This is a genomic window from Dactylosporangium sp. NPDC051087, from assembly GCF_055586325.1.
This window is the reverse complement of record NZ_JBVJIJ010000015.1, coordinates 99,797-114,875: the sequence shown is the minus strand read 5'-3', so window position 1 is coordinate 114,875 and position 15,079 is coordinate 99,797. Positions and strand designations below refer to the sequence as shown.

The 15,079-nt window shown below is 75.0% G+C and carries 16 protein-coding genes; 11 read left to right on the top strand and 5 right to left on the bottom strand.

Features of this window, described 5'->3' with window-relative positions:
• The first annotated feature begins 61 nt into the window (after positions 1 to 61).
• The 6 genes from ACZ6TV_RS27875 (at position 62) to ACZ6TV_RS27850 (ending at position 5,054) form a co-directional block, all read left to right on the top strand.
• On the top strand, positions 62 to 904 hold the full coding sequence (locus ACZ6TV_RS27875; RefSeq protein ID WP_465300231.1) for a sensor histidine kinase: 843 nt from the start codon (positions 62 to 64) through the stop codon (positions 902 to 904).
• 14 nt (positions 905 to 918) lie between these two features.
• Entirely contained in the window at positions 919 to 1,566 is a 648-nt protein-coding gene (locus ACZ6TV_RS27870; RefSeq protein WP_465300408.1) for a response regulator, read from the top strand.
• A gap of 54 nt (positions 1,567 to 1,620) precedes the next feature.
• Entirely contained in the window at positions 1,621 to 2,838 is a 1,218-nt protein-coding gene (locus ACZ6TV_RS27865; RefSeq protein ID WP_465300230.1) for a sugar efflux transporter, read from the top strand.
• 63 nt (positions 2,839 to 2,901) lie between these two features.
• Positions 2,902 to 3,582, top strand: coding sequence for a GOLPH3/VPS74 family protein (locus ACZ6TV_RS27860; RefSeq protein ID WP_465300229.1), 681 nt, complete (start codon positions 2,902 to 2,904; stop codon positions 3,580 to 3,582).
• A gap of 152 nt (positions 3,583 to 3,734) precedes the next feature.
• Complete coding sequence (locus ACZ6TV_RS27855; RefSeq protein ID WP_465300228.1) at positions 3,735 to 4,892, top strand: winged helix DNA-binding domain-containing protein; 1,158 nt, start codon at positions 3,735 to 3,737, stop codon at positions 4,890 to 4,892.
• 15 nt (positions 4,893 to 4,907) lie between these two features.
• Positions 4,908 to 5,054, top strand: coding sequence for a hypothetical protein (locus ACZ6TV_RS27850; RefSeq protein WP_465300227.1), 147 nt, complete (start codon positions 4,908 to 4,910; stop codon positions 5,052 to 5,054).
• An 8-nt stretch (positions 5,055 to 5,062) separates the two neighbouring features.
• Here ACZ6TV_RS27850 and ACZ6TV_RS27845 read toward each other — a convergent pair whose 3' ends face one another.
• The 3 genes from ACZ6TV_RS27845 to ACZ6TV_RS27835 form a co-directional block, all read right to left on the bottom strand.
• Positions 5,063 to 6,301, bottom strand: a complete 1,239-nt coding sequence (locus tag ACZ6TV_RS27845; RefSeq protein ID WP_465300226.1) for an MFS transporter — start codon at positions 6,299 to 6,301, stop codon at positions 5,063 to 5,065.
• Entirely contained in the window at positions 6,295 to 7,488 is a 1,194-nt protein-coding gene (locus ACZ6TV_RS27840; RefSeq protein ID WP_465300225.1) for a cytochrome P450, read from the bottom strand. Before ACZ6TV_RS27840 ends, ACZ6TV_RS27845 begins: the two co-directional genes overlap by 7 nt.
• 90 nt (positions 7,489 to 7,578) lie before the next feature.
• Positions 7,579 to 8,685, bottom strand: a complete 1,107-nt coding sequence (locus ACZ6TV_RS27835) for a hypothetical protein (RefSeq protein WP_465300224.1) — start codon at positions 8,683 to 8,685, stop codon at positions 7,579 to 7,581.
• Between the two features lie 117 nt (positions 8,686 to 8,802).
• Between ACZ6TV_RS27835 and ACZ6TV_RS27830 the strand changes: the two genes are divergently transcribed.
• The 3 genes from ACZ6TV_RS27830 to ACZ6TV_RS27820 are packed head-to-tail and all read left to right on the top strand — an operon-like array spanning position 8,803 to position 11,181.
• Positions 8,803 to 9,423 (top strand): hypothetical protein, encoded by a 621-nt coding sequence (locus ACZ6TV_RS27830; protein ID WP_465300223.1) that lies wholly within the window; start codon positions 8,803 to 8,805, stop codon positions 9,421 to 9,423.
• Between the two features lie 23 nt (positions 9,424 to 9,446).
• Complete coding sequence (locus tag ACZ6TV_RS27825; RefSeq protein ID WP_465300222.1) at positions 9,447 to 9,980, top strand: SigE family RNA polymerase sigma factor; 534 nt, start codon at positions 9,447 to 9,449, stop codon at positions 9,978 to 9,980.
• A complete protein-coding gene (locus ACZ6TV_RS27820) occupies positions 9,973 to 11,181 on the top strand; it encodes a hypothetical protein (protein WP_465300221.1) in 1,209 nt (402 codons plus the stop codon). Before ACZ6TV_RS27825 ends, ACZ6TV_RS27820 begins: the two co-directional genes overlap by 8 nt.
• Here ACZ6TV_RS27820 and ACZ6TV_RS27815 read toward each other — a convergent pair whose 3' ends face one another.
• Positions 11,182 to 13,413 carry an ATP-binding protein gene (locus ACZ6TV_RS27815; RefSeq protein ID WP_465300220.1) on the bottom strand — a complete coding sequence of 744 codons (2,232 nt, stop codon included), beginning with the start codon at positions 13,411 to 13,413 and terminating at the stop codon, positions 11,182 to 11,184.
• A gap of 161 nt (positions 13,414 to 13,574) precedes the next feature.
• Between ACZ6TV_RS27815 and ACZ6TV_RS27810 the strand changes: the two genes are divergently transcribed.
• Together ACZ6TV_RS27810 and ACZ6TV_RS27805 are read left to right on the top strand one after the other, a co-directional pair.
• Positions 13,575 to 14,024 (top strand): carboxymuconolactone decarboxylase family protein, encoded by a 450-nt coding sequence (locus ACZ6TV_RS27810; RefSeq protein WP_465300219.1) that lies wholly within the window; start codon positions 13,575 to 13,577, stop codon positions 14,022 to 14,024.
• An 11-nt stretch (positions 14,025 to 14,035) separates the two neighbouring features.
• Positions 14,036 to 14,473 carry an iron chaperone gene (locus tag ACZ6TV_RS27805; RefSeq protein WP_465300218.1) on the top strand — a complete coding sequence of 146 codons (438 nt, stop codon included), beginning with the start codon at positions 14,036 to 14,038 and terminating at the stop codon, positions 14,471 to 14,473.
• 23 nt (positions 14,474 to 14,496) lie between these two features.
• On the opposite strand, the gene ACZ6TV_RS27800 is transcribed toward ACZ6TV_RS27805, so the two are convergent.
• Entirely contained in the window at positions 14,497 to 15,078 is a 582-nt protein-coding gene (locus ACZ6TV_RS27800) for a hypothetical protein (protein ID WP_465300217.1), read from the bottom strand.
• Between the last annotated feature and the right edge of the window lies 1 nt (position 15,079).

The window sequence follows — 15,079 nt, the reverse complement described above, 5'->3', positions numbered from 1 at the left end:
CGTCGGGGCGGGCTACGACCGTGGGCCGTCAGACCCTGGTCCGAGAACTACAGTCGGCGTGATGAGCGCCCATCCGCGTCCGTCGGGACGTCCCAGCGCCCTGCCGGTGCTCGTCGCCGTGGGCGTGGTCCTGCTCGCCGCGATGTGCACGATCGGCGGGGACGGGCCCGGCGCGGTCGTGCTGCCGTGGGTCCTGGTCGCCGGGGCACTCGCCGCCGCCTGGTGGGCGGTGCGCCGCTCGCGGGCCGACCGGGCCGCATACGAGTCGCGCCTCACCGCGTGGGCGGCGGCGGAGGCGGTGCTCGCCGAGCGGCTGCGGATCGCCGGCGACCTGCACGACATCATCTCCCACGGGCTCGGGCTCATCACGGTCCGTGCGGCGTCGACCCGGCACCTGCCGAAGCCCGCCGAGGTGGAGGCGGCGCTGACCGACATCGAGGACGCCAGCCGGCACGCGACCGCGGAGCTGCGCCGGATGCTGACCGTGCTGCGCTCGCCGACCGCCCGGGCGCCGCTGGACGGCCTCGGCGACCTGCCGGCGATCGTGGCCGGCGCGGCGGTCGCCGGGCTGCGGACCCGGCTCACCGTCGACCCGCACCTCGGCGAGGTGTCGCAGGGCGGGCAGGTCGCCGTGTGCAAGACCGTGCGGGAAGGGCTCAGCAACGCGGCGCGGTACGCGGGCCCGACCGACGTCCAGGTGACCGTGCACCGGGACGGGCGCTTCGTCGTGGTGGCGGTGACCGACGCGGGCCCGTCCGATGCCGGGTGGCGGGCGGCGCCAGGTGCCGGGCACGGCCTCGCCGGGCTGCGGGAGCGGATCCGCGGTCTCGGCGGCGTCCTCGTCGCCGAACCGGTCGACGGGGGCTTCCGGGTGACCGCCCGCATCGCGGACGACGCCGCGTGAGCGCCGTCCGGGTCATGCTGGTCGACGACCAGCCGCTGCTCAGGCACAGCCTCGCGATGATCATCAACAACGAGCCGGACCTGCTGGTCGTCGCGGAGGCCGGCGACGGCGCCGACGCCGTGCGGCAGGCGAGGCCGGCCCGCCCCGACGTGATCCTGATGGACGTGCGGATGCCGCGCCTGGACGGCCTCGAGGCGACCCGCCGCATCTGCGCCGATCCCGCGCTGGCCGGCGCGCGGGTGCTGGTGCTGAGCATGTTCGAGCTCGACGAGTACGTCTACGAGGCGTTGCACGCGGGCGCGTCCGGCTTCCTGCTCAAGGACGCCCGCCCGGCGGAGCTGCTCGAGGCGATCCGCCGCACGCACCGCGGCGAGTCGCTCTTCGCGCCGTCGATCCTCACCCGGCTCGTCGCGCACTACGTCGCCGCGCCCCGCCCGGACCGGCCGACGGCGGCGCTGCGCCGCCTCACCGGCCGGGAGGTCGAGGTGCTGACCCTCATCGGCGGCGGCCTGTCCAACGACAAGATCGCCACCGCGCTGATGATCTCCGTGAAGACGGTGAAGTCGCACATCACGCACCTGCTGGCGAAACTTTCGGCCCGCGACCGGGCCCAGCTGGTGATCGCCGCGTTCGATGCCGGTCTCGTGCGGCCCCGCCCGTGAAAGACGCGTGAAACCGGGTCGCGCGACACGGATCTGTAGCGGTACAGTGCCGCCATGACCTTGGCCGCACCGCCGCGTCAGCGGCCGCTCGTCGCCGCCCTCGTGCCGCTCGGGCTGATGTTCCTCGCCGTCGGCATCTCCGTCGCCGTCGTCTTCCCGTTCCTGGCGCTGTTCCTCAGCACCGCCGTGCACGCGAGCCCGGTCCAGGTCACCGTCTTCCTCGTCGCCTCGCCGCTCAGCGGCGTGCTGGTGGCCTCGGTCATCGGCCGGGCGTCGGACCGGTGGCCGATCCGCCGCAAGCTCCTCATCGCCGGTGCGGCCGCCGGCATCGCGGGCAGCCTGGCGGCGATGTTCGTCCGCGACTACTGGGTGCTGCTCGCAGGGGTCATCCCCGCATACGCGGTCGCCGGCTGCCTGTTCCCGCAGTCGTTCGCCTACGCGCGGCAGATCCTCGAACGCGACATCCCCGGCCGCGCGGCCATGGGCATCAGCGCCATGCGGACCGTCTTCTCCCTCGCGTGGGTCGGTGGCCCGGCCCTCGCGGCCGTGCTGCTCGACGTCGGCGGCTTCCGTCTCGTGTACGGGCTGGCCGCCGTCACGTACGCCGTGGCGGCGCTGATCGCGGTGCTCTGGCTCGACGACATCGACACCCCCGCCACGGTCGCGGAGGTGCCCGCGACCGCACAGGACGCCGCGGCGGTGCCGGCCCAGCCGCCGCACCGGTGGGTGCTGCCGCTCACCATTGTCGCATTCGTCCTGGTACAGGTGCCGATGACGCTGGGCGTCCAGGCGCTGCCGCTGTTCGTCGACCAGGACCTGCACAGCGACGCCTCCAACGCGGGGCTCATCCTCGGCCTCTGCGCCGCCCTGGAGATCCCGCTGATGCTCGGCCTGGGCGCGTTGACGACCCGCTTCCGCCTGCGGCCGCTGATCCTCATCGGCGCAGCGTGCGGGGTCGCCTACTATGCGATCGCCTTCGTCGCGCCGAACATCTGGGTCCTCGCCTCCGCCCAGATCATCAACGCGCTGTTCATCGCCGCGATCTCCGGCGTCGCCATCACCTACGTGCAGGACCTGCTGCCCGGCGAACCGGGCCGGGCGACGACGCTCTACACCAACACGTTCCCGATCGGTGCGATCATCGCGGGCCCGCTGTTCGGCGTGGCCGCGCACTTCGGCTACCGGTCCGCCTACGGCATGGGCGCCGCCCTCTGCATGGCGGGCCTGCTGCTCCTGCTGGCCACCGGCACCCGGTCCCGCGTCCGACCCTAGCGCCGTGCAACCTGACCGACACGGTAATGCGGGACGAGCGCACGCGCGCTACCGTTCCGAGCCATGAGCTCCGTTGCACTGGCGGAGGAGCTGCTGCTCCTCGCCTACGATGACGACACCGGCAAGGCCACCGGTTCCCACATCGGCCTTGACCTGGGCATGGCCGCCGCGGTCCTGGTCGATCTGGCGCTCGCCGGACGGCTGGCGTACGCCGGCGGGATGATCGTGGTCGTCAAGGACACGCCGACCGGCGAGCCGATCGCCGACGAGGTGCTCACGCGCGTCGTCGCCGACACGCCGCACACGCCGTCGTCGTGGCTGCAGCGGCTCCGCCACGGGCTGCGCGACCGGGTCCTCGCCGACCTGTGCGGCCGCGGGATCCTCGTGGACATCGACGAGACGACGCTCGGCTTCATCCACATCCACCGGTATCCGACCGCCGACGCCACCGTCGAGACCGAGCTGCGCGCCCGCCTCGGCCGCGCGCTGACCGGGGACGACATTCCCGACGAGCGCACCGCGGCACTCGCGGCGCTGGTCGCGGCGGTGCGGATGGAGCCCGCGCTCGGCCTCAGCGGCGCCGAAGCGGCCGCGGCCCACGACCGTCTGCAGCAGATCAGCGACAATGCCGGCTTCACGGGCGCGGTCAGCATGGAGGAGTCCTCGATCCGGCCGTCGGTCGCCCTGGTGGTCAGCGTTCTCGTCCAGGCCATCCAGACCGCCCTCGGCACCGCCCGCGCCTGACGTCCCGACCGTCGCCGCGTGGGCCGTCCCGCGCGGCGGCGGGCCTGGTCCGCCGTCCTGGTCCGCCGTCCTGGTCCGCCGTCCTGGTCCGCCGTCCTGGTCTGCCGTGGCGGCGGGCGTCGTGTCCGCCGCGCTGTGGCAGCATGTCCGGGATGCGCCACGTGTCCGACGACCAGCGCCGCGCCAGGCTGGCGGTCCGGCACGCGCTCGCGCCGGCGTTCCGGGCCGCCTCGCCCGAGGCCGTCACCGAGGCGATGACGGTCCTGCACGCCACCGAGCCGGCGACCGTCCACCTGTCCTGCCACGCCCGGTCGGCGTCGGTGCTGCCCGCCGACGTGGACCGCGCGCTCTATCGGGACCGGTCCCTGGTCAAGCAGCTCGCGATGCGCCGGACACTCTTCGTGTTCCCGCGCGACCTGCTGCCGGCCGTATGGCCGAGCGCCTCCGCTCGCGTCGCCACCGGCGAGCGGACCCGCCTCGTGAAGGACGTCGTCACCGCGGGCCTCGACACCGACGGCGGTGCCTGGCTCGACCGGGCCCGCGCCGCCGTCCTCGACCTCCTCGCCGGCGCGCCCGACGGCCTGCAGGCCACCGAGATCCGCCGCGCGGTGCCGATGATCGACGTCACGATGGAGATCACCACCGCCGACCCGCGCGCGGCGACCCGCGTGCTGACCTACCTCAGCGCCAGTGGCGACGTCGCCCGCGGGGTCAACACCGGTGGCTGGCACGTCTCCCGGCCACGCTGGACACCGATGCGGACCTGGCTCGCCGCCGATCCCGCGTGGTGGACGGCCGCCGACGGCTACCGCGAGCTCGTCCGGCGCTGGCTCTTCACCTTCGGCCCCGGCACCGAGGACGACCTCGTCTGGTGGTTCGGCGCCACCAAGGCCATCGTCCGGGCCGCCCTCGCCTCCCTCGGCGCGGTCGCCGTGTCCCTCGACGGCGGCGGCACCGGGTGGCTCCTGCCGGACGACCTCGACGACGTCCCCGACCCGGGCCCGTGGGCCGCGTTGCTCCCGGTCCTCGACCCGACGGTGATGGGCTGGCAGCACCGCGACTTCTACCTCGCTCCGCACCGCGCGGAGGTCTTCGACCGGCGGGGCAACGCCGGCACGACCGCCTGGGTCGACGGCCGCGTCGTCGGCTGCTGGGTCCAGGACCCGGCCGGCGTCGTCGAGGTCCGCCTGCTGCAGGACGTGCCGCCCGCCGCCCGCCGTGCCCTGGACCTCGAGGCCGCCCGGCTCACGGACTGGTGCGCCGGCTTCCGGGTCCCGTCGGTGTACCACTCACCGGCCATGCGCGCCTGAACCCGCTTCGATACGGTGTGCCGGTGGACGAGCCGGCCGCTGCCGGTCGGGCTGTCGGCGGTCACCGCGGACGGTGTGCGGCGCCCGGTGACGGCGGCGATCGAGGTCGGCGGCAGCTCCTGGTCCGAGCTGGTGCGCCGGGTCCGCGGGCGGTCCGTCTGAACGGGAGGTCAGTGACCGGCTTCCGCGTTGCCCGTTGAGCCGTGCCGCAGCGGCGACAGCGTGAGCCACAGCGTCGACGCCGCGAGTCCGGCCGCGCCCGCGAGGAGCGCGCCGCGCGGTCCGGCCGAGGCGCCGACCGCGCCGCCGAGGAGCCCGCCGAGCGGCATCGTGCCCCAGGCGAGGAAGCGGTTGCAGGCCTGGACCCGGCCGAGGAGATGGTCGGGGACCGCCGCCTGCCGGTAGCTGACCTGGGTGACGTTGTACAGCGCGCTGCCGAAGCCGACGACCAGCCAGCCGGCGCCGGCCAGCAGCAGGAGCGCGCCCGGGCCGGCGAGCGGCAGCAGCAGCGCGAACGGCTGCGTCACCAGCAGCGACAGCCAGATGGTGCGCGCCTGGCCCAGCGCGGCGACCCAGCGCCGGGCGGTCGCCGCGCCGAGGATGCCGCCGGCGCCGGACGCCGCCACGAACAGGCCGACGGCGAGCGGCGGGAGCTCCAGCACCCGGACGAGGAACACCACGAGCTGGCTGACGATCGCCATGACGAAGAGGTTGGCGCTCGCCGTGCACAGCGCGATGGCGCGCAGCACCGGGTCGGTGAGGACGAGCCGCATGCCCTCGCCGATCTCGGTCACCATGCGCCGCAGCGGCGCCGGCGGCACGGCCGGCTCGGTGTGGCGGATCCGGCGCAGCGTCGAGAACGACACCACGTACGTGCCGCAGGTGAGCAGCACGGTGCCGGCGGCGCCGAGGACGCCGGCCAGCCCGCCGGCGATGCCCGGCCCGGTCGTGACCGCGACGGCGTTGCCGGTCTGCAGCCGCGAGTTCGCCTCGACCACCCGGCCGGTCCCGACCAGCCGCGGCAGGAAGGCCTGCTGGGCGAGCTCGGCGCACGCGGTGGCGACGCTGAGGGCGAGCACCAGCGCGAACAGCGCGCCGAGGGTGAGCAGGCCGGTGAACGCGCCGATCGCCACCACGGCGAGCAGCGCCGCCCGCGCGGCGTCCGCGCCGATCATCAGGCGCCGCCGCCGGACCCGGTCCGCGAGTGCGCCGACCGGCAGGCCGACCAGCAGGACCCCGGCGCTCTGGGCGGCGTTGAGCAGGCCCATCTCCCACGGCGACGCGGCCAGCGTGCCGACGGCCAGCAGCGGCAGCGCCACGGTGCCGATCCGCGTGCCGAACTGGCTCGCCGTGCCGGCGGTCCAGAAGAGGCGGAAGTCGACGCGCTCCCGCCCCGCCGCGATCACCATGTGACCGGCAGCTCTGCCGGCGCGCGGGCGAGCAGTCCCGCTTTCCAGCGCAGCCGCGTGGCGGGTCTGGCCAGCCGGAGCGCCGGCCAGCGGCGGGCGACCGCGCCGATGACGATCTGCAGCTCGGCCCGCGCCAGCGAGGAGCCGAGGCAGTGGTGCGTGCCGGGGCCGAACGCGAGGTGCGGGTTGGGGTTGCGCGACAGGTCCAGCGTCTCCGGCTCGGGGAACACGGCGGGGTCCCGGTTGGCGGTCGGCAGCGAGACCACGACCGGCGCGCCGGCGGGGATCTCGACCCCGGACAGGGTCACGGCGCCGGTCGTGACCCGCGCGAAGCTGACCCCGGTGCCCTGGGCGAGGTACCGCAGCAGCTCCTCCACCGCGTCGCCGACGATCGCCGGCTCGGCGCTCAGGCGGGCCCAGTGCCGCGGCTCACCGAGCAGCGTGACCAGCGCGTTGCCGATCATGTTCGCGGTGTTCTCGTGGCCGGCGATGAGCAGGGTCCCGGCGAACGTCACCAGCTCCAGCTCGCTGAGCCGGCCTTCGACGTCGTGTGCGTGGACCAGCGCGGAGAGCAGGTCGCCGGACGGGCGGGTCCGGCGCTCCTCGATGAGGTCGCAGATGTAGTCGGAGAAGTCGTCGAGGGCCTGCCGGATCTCCGCCGGTGGGTAGGCCGTGCTCGACATGATCGGGTCGACCCACCGGCGGAACGTGGCGCGGTCGCCGGCCGGCACGCCCAGCAGCTCGCAGATGACCAGCAGCGGCAGCGGCAGGGCGAGCAGCGGCACCAGGTCGGCCGGCGGCCCGGCCGCCTCGGCGGCGTCGAGCAGCTCCTCGGTGATCCGGGCGATGCCCGGCCGCAGCCCCTCGACCCGGCGCGCGGTGAACGCGGTGGCGATGATCCGCCGGAGCCGGTTGTGCTCGGGCGGGTCGGTCATCAGGATCGAGGCGTCGCTGCCGGGCTCGGGCGTCATGCGTGGCACGCCCGCGCCGCACGCGGCCGCCCGGCTGAAGCGCGGGTCCGACAGGACGTGCCGGACGTCGTCGTACCGGGTGACCAGCCACGCGTCGTCCGTGCCGTACGGCAGCCTGATCCGGCACACGGGCGTCGAGTCCCGCATCCGGCCGAGCCCGGGATCGAGTGTGTTGCCGGGCGCGGCGCTGAAGGGGTACATCGGCGGCGACGCCATCGTGGGTCTCCTTCCGGTGTGGCCGGGGGCGCCCTCGCGGCCGCCCCCGGGTTGCTCACTTCGCCTCGGTGGCCGGTGCCGGCCTCGGCTTCACGCGGAACGTGCCCGCGGCGAGATGACGCATGGTGCCCTCCTCTCCTGGACGGGTGTGGCCGTCAGCGCTCGAGCGAACTCGAGCGCCGAGGTCAGGTGGTCCTCCTGGACGACCAGCCGCCGCGTCAGGAGGCAGTGGCCCACCGGCGTCGCCGCGATGTCGCCGTCGTCGCGTGGGTGGACCCGCACGGTCTCGCCGGCGGCGGCACTGTCCAGCGGGTAGCCGAACCGGAGCCGGTGCACGCCGGGGCGGCCGCGCCTGCGCCGGGCCTCCTCCTCGCGGGCGAGCGGGCCGAGGGCGCCGAGGACCTGTTGCCAGCGGGCGGACAGGGGCACCCAGGCGTGGGTGCCGTTGACGAGCCGCCGCAGCTCCGGGGCGAGCGCGTAGGCCGAGGTGTGGTCACGGACCGCGTCGACGAGGTCGTCGCGGAGGCGGCGCTCGAGCGCCGCGGCGAGGCAGAGCAGGTCGAGCCGGTCCTTGACGCGGAACTTGCGCTGGAACCGTTCCTCGGCGACGGCGAGGAGGCCGGTCAGGTCCTCGTCGTCCGGTGCGGTGGCGCGCAGCGGCACGGTGCGGAAGTCGCCGCCGAAGGCGAAGGTGGTGATGTCGACGCCCATGGGCTTGTCGAGGAACGGCTCGTCGGCCGCCCATTTCAGGGCCACCATGAGATGCGGTCGCGCGGCGCCGCGGTCGAGCACGCTGACGCCTTGCACGACCGCGTCGAACCGGGACCTGAGCGCGTGCACGCACGCCCAGAGCGACCGCTCGTCGGGTGCGACCAGGTCGACGTCGCCCGACTGGCGCAGCAGCGGCGCCGGCAGGTGCCGGGCGATGCGTTCGCCCTTGATGACCGTCAGGCCGTGCGCGGCGGAGAGCTCGGCACCCAGCGCGTGCAGGGTCGCGGTGCGCCGGCGGACGCGGTCGAGGTATTCCCGTGCCTGCCCGCTCAGCGGGTGCGCGCGGGCCTGCGCGGCCGACAGCCAGGTCGCCAGGATCCGGCCACGGCCGGCCAGTTCGGCGACGCGCCAGGCCGGCAGGTCGGACGGCGCGCCCAGCAGGCGGTCCACGACGTCCAGGTCGACCGTCATCGATGCGTCCCGCATCAGCGTCACGATATCGACGCACTACGATGACAGCAAGAGTGATTGACCGGTGACGGCGCGGGCCGTACGTTGCCATGAGCGGAACTATGTTTCTACCAGTGAAACGGTGGACGGCTCATGGTGTCCCTGATCTACGCGGCGCTGGCGGCGGGCATGCTCCTCGTCGGGGTCACCGCGGTCCGCCTGCGGGCCTGGACGGTCACGGTCGTCGCGGCCGCCCTCGTCTACGACAACGCGGTGATCGCGGCCGGCCGCCTGGCCGGTGAGAGCGCCGCGCTCGAAGCGCTCAACGCCGGGCGGTACCTCGGCCACGCCCTGTTCACGCCGCTGCTCATCGTCGTCGGCGCCGGGCTCGCCCACGGCGGGCGCAAGGTCCTGACGGTGCTCGCCGGGCTGCTGGTCGCGCTCGGGATCTGGACGGACGTGGTGCGGCTGCGGCTGGTGCCCGAGCGGTACGCGGACACGCTGCGCTACGTCAACGACAACGCGGCCGGGCCGCCGGTGCCGGCGATCGTGGCGATCCTCGTGCTCATCGGCGTCGGCGTCGTGCTGTGGCGCCGCGACGGATGGCCGTGGCTGTTCGTGGGTGCGGTCGCCATGTTCGCGGCGGCGGCGGTCGGGTTCGCCGTGCCGTGGCTGGGCAACCTCGGCGAGCTCGTCCTGCTGACCACCGTGGTGCTGAGTGTCCGGACCGCGACAGTTCCCGCGAAACCGGCGGTGGCCGCCGCAACCGGATAGACGGGCATAGCGTGTGACGTGACATGCCCGAGTACGACCGCCGCGCCACCGACAGGCCGCCGCCGGCCGCGGCCGACTTCGACGCGCTCTACGACGCACGCTACGGCGACGTCGTCGCCATGGTGTACGCGCTCACCGGCGACCTCGCCGAGGCCCAGGACCTCGCCCAGGAAGCGTTCTGCCGCGCCTGGCAACGCTGGCGCGACGTGTCCCGCTACGACGACCCCCTCGCCTGGATCCGCCGGGTCGCGGGCAACCTCGCCACGTCCCGGTGGCGGCGGAGCAGGGTCGCCCGCGCGTACCTCGGCCGGGAACGCGGCACCGACGTCCCGCCGCTGAGCCCCGACCACGTCGCGCTCGTCGCCGCGCTGCGCCTGCTGCCGGCCGACCAGCGGCGGGCGGTCGTCCTGCACCACCTGATCGACCTGCCCGTCGCCGACGTGGCGCGGGAGATGGACGCCGCCGTCGGCACCGTCAAGTCGTGGCTGCACCGTGGGCGTGCGACGCTCGCCGCCCAGCTGGCCCACACCACCGAGGAGGTGACCCACCGTGACTGACGACCTGACCCAGGCACTGTCGCGACTGCGCGCGGACGTCGGCAGCGCCGTCGCGCCGCCCACGGGCGCCCAGGTGCGCCGCCGCGCCGAGCACCGCCAGCGCACCCGCCGGACCGCCACCGTCCTGGTCTCCGCGGGCGTGGTGGGTGCCGTCCTCATCGGCGGCGGCCTGATCTGGAAGGGTGGGGCGGCCACCACACCGCCGCCGGTGCCGGGCGGCTCGGACAGCCCGGCGCAGACCGGTACACCATCCGCCGCAGTCAGACCGAGCCGGCCGGTCACCACCAGGCAGACCCCGCAGCCACCCGCGGCCTGGGCGGGGGTGGACTGGGCGACCGCGACGGTCACGCTGCCCGCGCAGCAGGGCTGCCCGTCCGGTCCGGTTACCCTCCGCAAGCAGGACTTCAAAGGAGTCGCGGACGTGATCGTGGGCCCCGCGACGGGATGGCCGAAGCTCTCGCTCGATCCGCGGCCGGTGGTGTACGGCGACCTCACCGCCGACGGGCAGCCCGAAGCGGTCCTGCACGCCACCTGCTGGCAGACGGCGGAGGACTCCGGCGACGGGCAGGGCCAGCTGCTCGTCGTCCGCCGCGACGGCGCGACGCTGCGCGCGGTCGGCTGGGCCGGTCCACGCGGCGCGCTGTACGCCGACCGCTGGATCGACGACGGACGGCTCGTCACCGACGTGAAGCCGTGGCACACGGGCTGGGACTACGCGCTCGGCGCCGCCCGCGCGTTCCGGTGGACCGGCCAGGCGTTCACCGAGGTGGACTCCGGCCTGCCGGGAATCCGGGGGCCGCTCGACCTGCGTCCGGTCGCCGGGCTGACCGGCTGCCCCGCGCCGCCGGAGCCGGTGCGGTTCGACGCGGAGCAGCGCGCCACCGCGGCCGGCACGACCTGGGACCTGTTCCAGCCGCACGCGCCGGACCCGGACCAGCACCTCGTCGACCTCGACGGCGACGGCACGCGGCGGCTGCTGGTGGCGGTCACCTGCGGCCGCACCGACAAGGACCCGGGCCACACCTTCGTGGCGGTGCTCGACGGGTCGCTGCGCGCGGTCGACGCCGTCCGCCCGCCGCAGGGCACGGCCGTGACCGGCTGGACCTACGTCAACGGGCTGCTGACACTGCTGGTGGCCCGCCCCGGCGAGTCGAACCAGCAGGTGCCGTACACCTGGAACGGCGACTACTTCCAGCGCTGATCAGCCGGTTTCCAGCAGGGCCTGCCTGGCCGCACGCGCGAGCCGCTCGTCGTGCGGCCGGTCCAGGTCCCGCGCCAGGGCGATCGTCCGGTCCAGCAGGGCCAGCGCGTCGTCGCGGCGGCCGGCGGCGCGGCACGTCTCGGCGTAGGCGTGCAGGGCGTCGATCTCCAGCTGCACCTCGGCGAGCGGCTCGAGCAGCTCGGCCGCGCGCCGGTGATGCTCCAGCGCCTCGTCCGTGGCGCCCTGGACCCGCAGGACGACGCCGAGGTAGGTGTGGCACATCGCCTGGTTGTGCGCGAGGTCGTGCTCCTGCGCCAGCCGCAGTGCCTCCCGGAGGGGCGCCGTGTCGGTCAGGGCCACGCCGAGAGTGACAAGGCCGGTGATTCTCGCCGGGCCGGCGGCGAGGGCGACCGACGCGCGGGCCAGCTCGACGGCCTCGGCGGGCCGGCCCAGCCGCAGCGTCACCCAGCCGTCGAACGCGAGCGCCTGCGACCGGCCGGGGGCCCGGCCGAGCTTCTCGAACAGGTCGTGCGCCCGGCGGAACTCCGTCTGCGCCTCCTCGAGGTCGCCGAGGTCGCGGCGGGCCAGGCCGATGCGCAGCGCCAGCCCGGCGGCGAGCTCGTCGTCGGGTGCGCAGGCGCGCTCGGCGAGCTCATACGCGGCGAGCGCGCCGGTCAGGCGGCCGGCGGCGGCCCGCGCGTAGCCGAGGTCGGCGAGCAGCGCCGCCCGCTCCTGGTCCCGGCCGAGCCGACCGGCCGCCGCTGCCGCCGCCGCCAGCAGGCGGGCCTGGTCGTCGGTGCCGCGGTGCCGGAAGAACCAGACCCGCATCGCCTGCGGCAGCCCGGCGGCGACCTCGTCCGCGCCGAGCCGCACGGCGGCGTCGACGCAGGCGACCAGGTTCACGTATTCGAGGTCGAACCACTCCGTGGCCTTCGCCGGGTCGCCCGGCTCCGGCCGCGGCCGCTGCGGCGACGGCAGCGTCCGGTCGTGCGCGACGGCCTGCGCCAGGTAGTGCTCCAGGACCCGGCGCAGCGCGGCGTCCGCCTGCGGCTCCTCGTCGGCGGCGAGGTCGGCCGCGTACTGGCGGATCAGGTCGTGCATCCGGAACCGGCCCGGCGCGAGCTCCTGCAGCAGGTGCGCGTCGACGAGCTCGTCCAGCGCGTCGCCGACCCCCGCCCGGGTGCCGGTGAGGGCGGCCGCGACCGGCGCGTCGAAGTCGGCGCCGGGCAGCACGCCGAGCAGCCGGAACATCCGCCGCTGCGGCGGGTCGAGCTGGTGCAGCGACATGCCGAACACCGCGTCGAACCGGCCGGTGGTGTCCCGCAGCCGCTCGGCGAGCACCGCGACGGTCCAGCCGGGCCGGTGCCGCAGCCGCGCGCCGGCCATCCGCAGCGCGAGCGGCAGCCCGCCGCACTGCCGCAGCACCTGCCCGACGGCGTCGTCGTCCTCCGTGGTGGTGAGCCCGGCCGCCCGGCCGAACAGGCTCGCCGCGACACCGTCGGCGAGCGGCTCCAGGGACACCGGCGGCACCCCGTCGAGGGTGACGAGCCGGCTGCGGCTGGTGACGAGGACCGCGGACCTGCCCGCCCCGGGCAGCAGCGGCCGGACCTGCTCCGCGTCGACGGCGTTGTCGAGCACGACGAGCGCCCGCCGCCGCGACAGCTCCGAACGCCACAGGGCGGCCCGTTCGGTGGCACCGGCCGGCGGGTGGTCGACGCCGAGCGCGGCGAGGAGCCGCCCCAGCGCCGCGGGCGCGTCGAGCGGCTCCTGGCCCGGGGTGAAGCCGTGCAGGTCCAGATACAGCCCGCCGTCCGGATACGCGGGAGCGAGACGGTGCGCGACGTGCACGGCCAGGCTGGTCTTGCCGACGCCGCCCATGCCGTCGATCGCGACCGCGCCGGCGGTGCGCAGCAACTCCTCGACGAGCGTGGACTCCGCCTCGCGGCCGGTGAAGTCGAACAGGTCCGCGGGCAGGTCGTTGCGGCGCGGCGGGGGAGCCGCGCCCGCCTTCGAGGCCTCCGCCCACACCGCGCGCAGCGGCCGCGGGTCGCGTCCCACGGCCCGGCACAGCGCGACGACCGCCTCCCACGGCGGGACCAGCTGACCCGACATGTACCGCGACAGCGACGAACTGCTCAGGCTCGCCTTGGCGGCGAGGGCACGCAGGCTGAGCCCGCTCAGGTCCTTGATCCTGGCGAGCTGCGCCACCAGCTGTTCCTGCGCCCCCGACACGTGCAACACCGTACCCCGTCCCGCCCCACGGCCCCGGATCGCCGTCGCGTCCTCGCAGGTCAGGGGCGTTTCTCGTGTCCCACGGTGTCCCACGGCCGTCGTGCGGCGGGGTACGCCGCTGATCAGATGGCTCCTGTCAGCAGTTCTGGAAGGAGCCGCACATGTCGACCGAACGCATGCCGAACCCGGCGGTCCTGATCCCCGGCGCGATGGACGCCCTGATGGCGCTCAACGGCGCGATCGCCGGCGCCGGGGTCGGCGACGTGGTCCTCGCCCTGAGCCACCTGCGGGCCAGCCAGATCAACGGCTGCGCACCGTGCGTCGCGGCCGGCGCCGCCCGGGCCCGCCGGCACGGCGCCACCGACGCGCAGGTCGACGCCGTCGCCGCCTGGCGGGAGACGCCGTGGTTCAGCGGGCCGGAGCGGGCGGCGCTCGCCCTCACCGAGGCGGTGACCCGCCTGTCCGACCGCGCCGACGCCGTGCCGGACCAGGTGTGGGACATGGCCGCCAAGCACTTCGACCAGAAGGAGCTGGCCGCGCTGCTGCTGAACATCGCCGTCACCAACGCCTACAACCGACTCAACGCCCCCACCCGTCAGCAAGCCTTCTGAAAGGGATCGTCATGACCGCGAAGAACGAGAAGTACGACGGCTTCACCACCGAGGAACGCGGCGCGATGAAGGAGCGCGCCAAGGAGCTCAAGTCGACCGCCCGCCGCGGCGCCAAGGCGGACACCGAGAGCGAGGTGCTCGCGAAGATCGCCGAGATGTCCGACACCGACCGCGCCCTCGCCGAGCGCCTCCACGCCATCGTCAAGGACAGCGCCCCCACCTTGACGTCGAAGCTCTGGTACGGCATGCCCGCCTACGCCCGCGACGGCAAGGTCGTGTGCTTCTTCCAGAGCGCCGCGAAGTTCAAGACCCGCTACGCGGTCCTCGGCTTCAGCGACGAGGCCGCCCTCGACGACGGCACGATGTGGCCGACGTACTTCGCTCTGACCACCCTCGCCGCCGCCGACGAGGCCCGCATCGCCGCGCTCCTGAAGCAGGCCGTCGGCTGATCCGTGCCGCCGCCTCCCGCGCCCTACCCGCCGGCGAGCCCGGCCAGGTTGGCGGCCGCCATCGTGTCCTGAGGGCGGATCGCGAGCAGCGCGCGGAGGCGGCGCTCGGCCTCGGCGCGCCAGGTGGGGTCGAGGACGTCGAGGTCCTCGAGGTCGGCGGGCTCGGCCTCGCCGGTGTAGTAGACGAAGTCGTCGGACGTGGACAGGTCGAGCACCAGCAGCGCCATCCCGTTGGCGGCGGCGGCGTGCGCCGGGTCCGCGTCGAGGGCCCGGCGGTAGAGCTCGAAGGCCTCCGCGCGGCGCCGCCACAGGCTCCGCAGCCAGTCGGTGCGGCTGGTGCCGGGTGCGCCGCGGCCGTCGTACAGCGGTGACGTCTCCAGCATGGTGCGCACCTGGCGCAGCAGGAGACCGGCGAGCAGGGTCGCGGTCACGGGGTCGTCGGCGCCGGCGTCCAGCGCGCGGCGCAGCCACAGCTCCGCGTCGCCCACGAAGTCGGGGGACTCGAGCCATTGCGCCCCTTCCAGGACGCACAGCCGGTGCCCGAGCTCCCGCGCCGCCCCGGCGTCGCCGCCCGCGGCCTCCTGCCGCAGCTCGTCCAGATCCACG

Coding starts and splice junctions, on each gene's coding strand:
- ACZ6TV_RS27860 (WP_465300229.1), top strand. CDS start 2,902: ATGAGCTCCGTTGCACTGGCGGAGGAGCTGCTGCTCCTCGCCTACGAT.
- ACZ6TV_RS27875 (WP_465300231.1), top strand. CDS start 62: ATGAGCGCCCATCCGCGTCCGTCGGGACGTCCCAGCGCCCTGCCGGTG.
- ACZ6TV_RS27840 (WP_465300225.1), bottom strand. CDS start 7,488: ATGGCGTCGCCGCCGATGTACCCCTTCAGCGCCGCGCCCGGCAACACA.
- ACZ6TV_RS27810 (WP_465300219.1), top strand. CDS start 13,575: ATGTCGACCGAACGCATGCCGAACCCGGCGGTCCTGATCCCCGGCGCG.
- ACZ6TV_RS27855 (WP_465300228.1), top strand. CDS start 3,735: ATGCGCCACGTGTCCGACGACCAGCGCCGCGCCAGGCTGGCGGTCCGG.
- ACZ6TV_RS27830 (WP_465300223.1), top strand. CDS start 8,803: ATGGTGTCCCTGATCTACGCGGCGCTGGCGGCGGGCATGCTCCTCGTC.
- ACZ6TV_RS27805 (WP_465300218.1), top strand. CDS start 14,036: ATGACCGCGAAGAACGAGAAGTACGACGGCTTCACCACCGAGGAACGC.
- ACZ6TV_RS27870 (WP_465300408.1), top strand. CDS start 919: ATGCTGGTCGACGACCAGCCGCTGCTCAGGCACAGCCTCGCGATGATC.
- ACZ6TV_RS27825 (WP_465300222.1), top strand. CDS start 9,447: ATGCCCGAGTACGACCGCCGCGCCACCGACAGGCCGCCGCCGGCCGCG.
- ACZ6TV_RS27835 (WP_465300224.1), bottom strand. CDS start 8,685: ATGCGGGACGCATCGATGACGGTCGACCTGGACGTCGTGGACCGCCTG.
- ACZ6TV_RS27845 (WP_465300226.1), bottom strand. CDS start 6,301: ATGGTGATCGCGGCGGGGCGGGAGCGCGTCGACTTCCGCCTCTTCTGG.
- ACZ6TV_RS27865 (WP_465300230.1), top strand. CDS start 1,621: ATGACCTTGGCCGCACCGCCGCGTCAGCGGCCGCTCGTCGCCGCCCTC.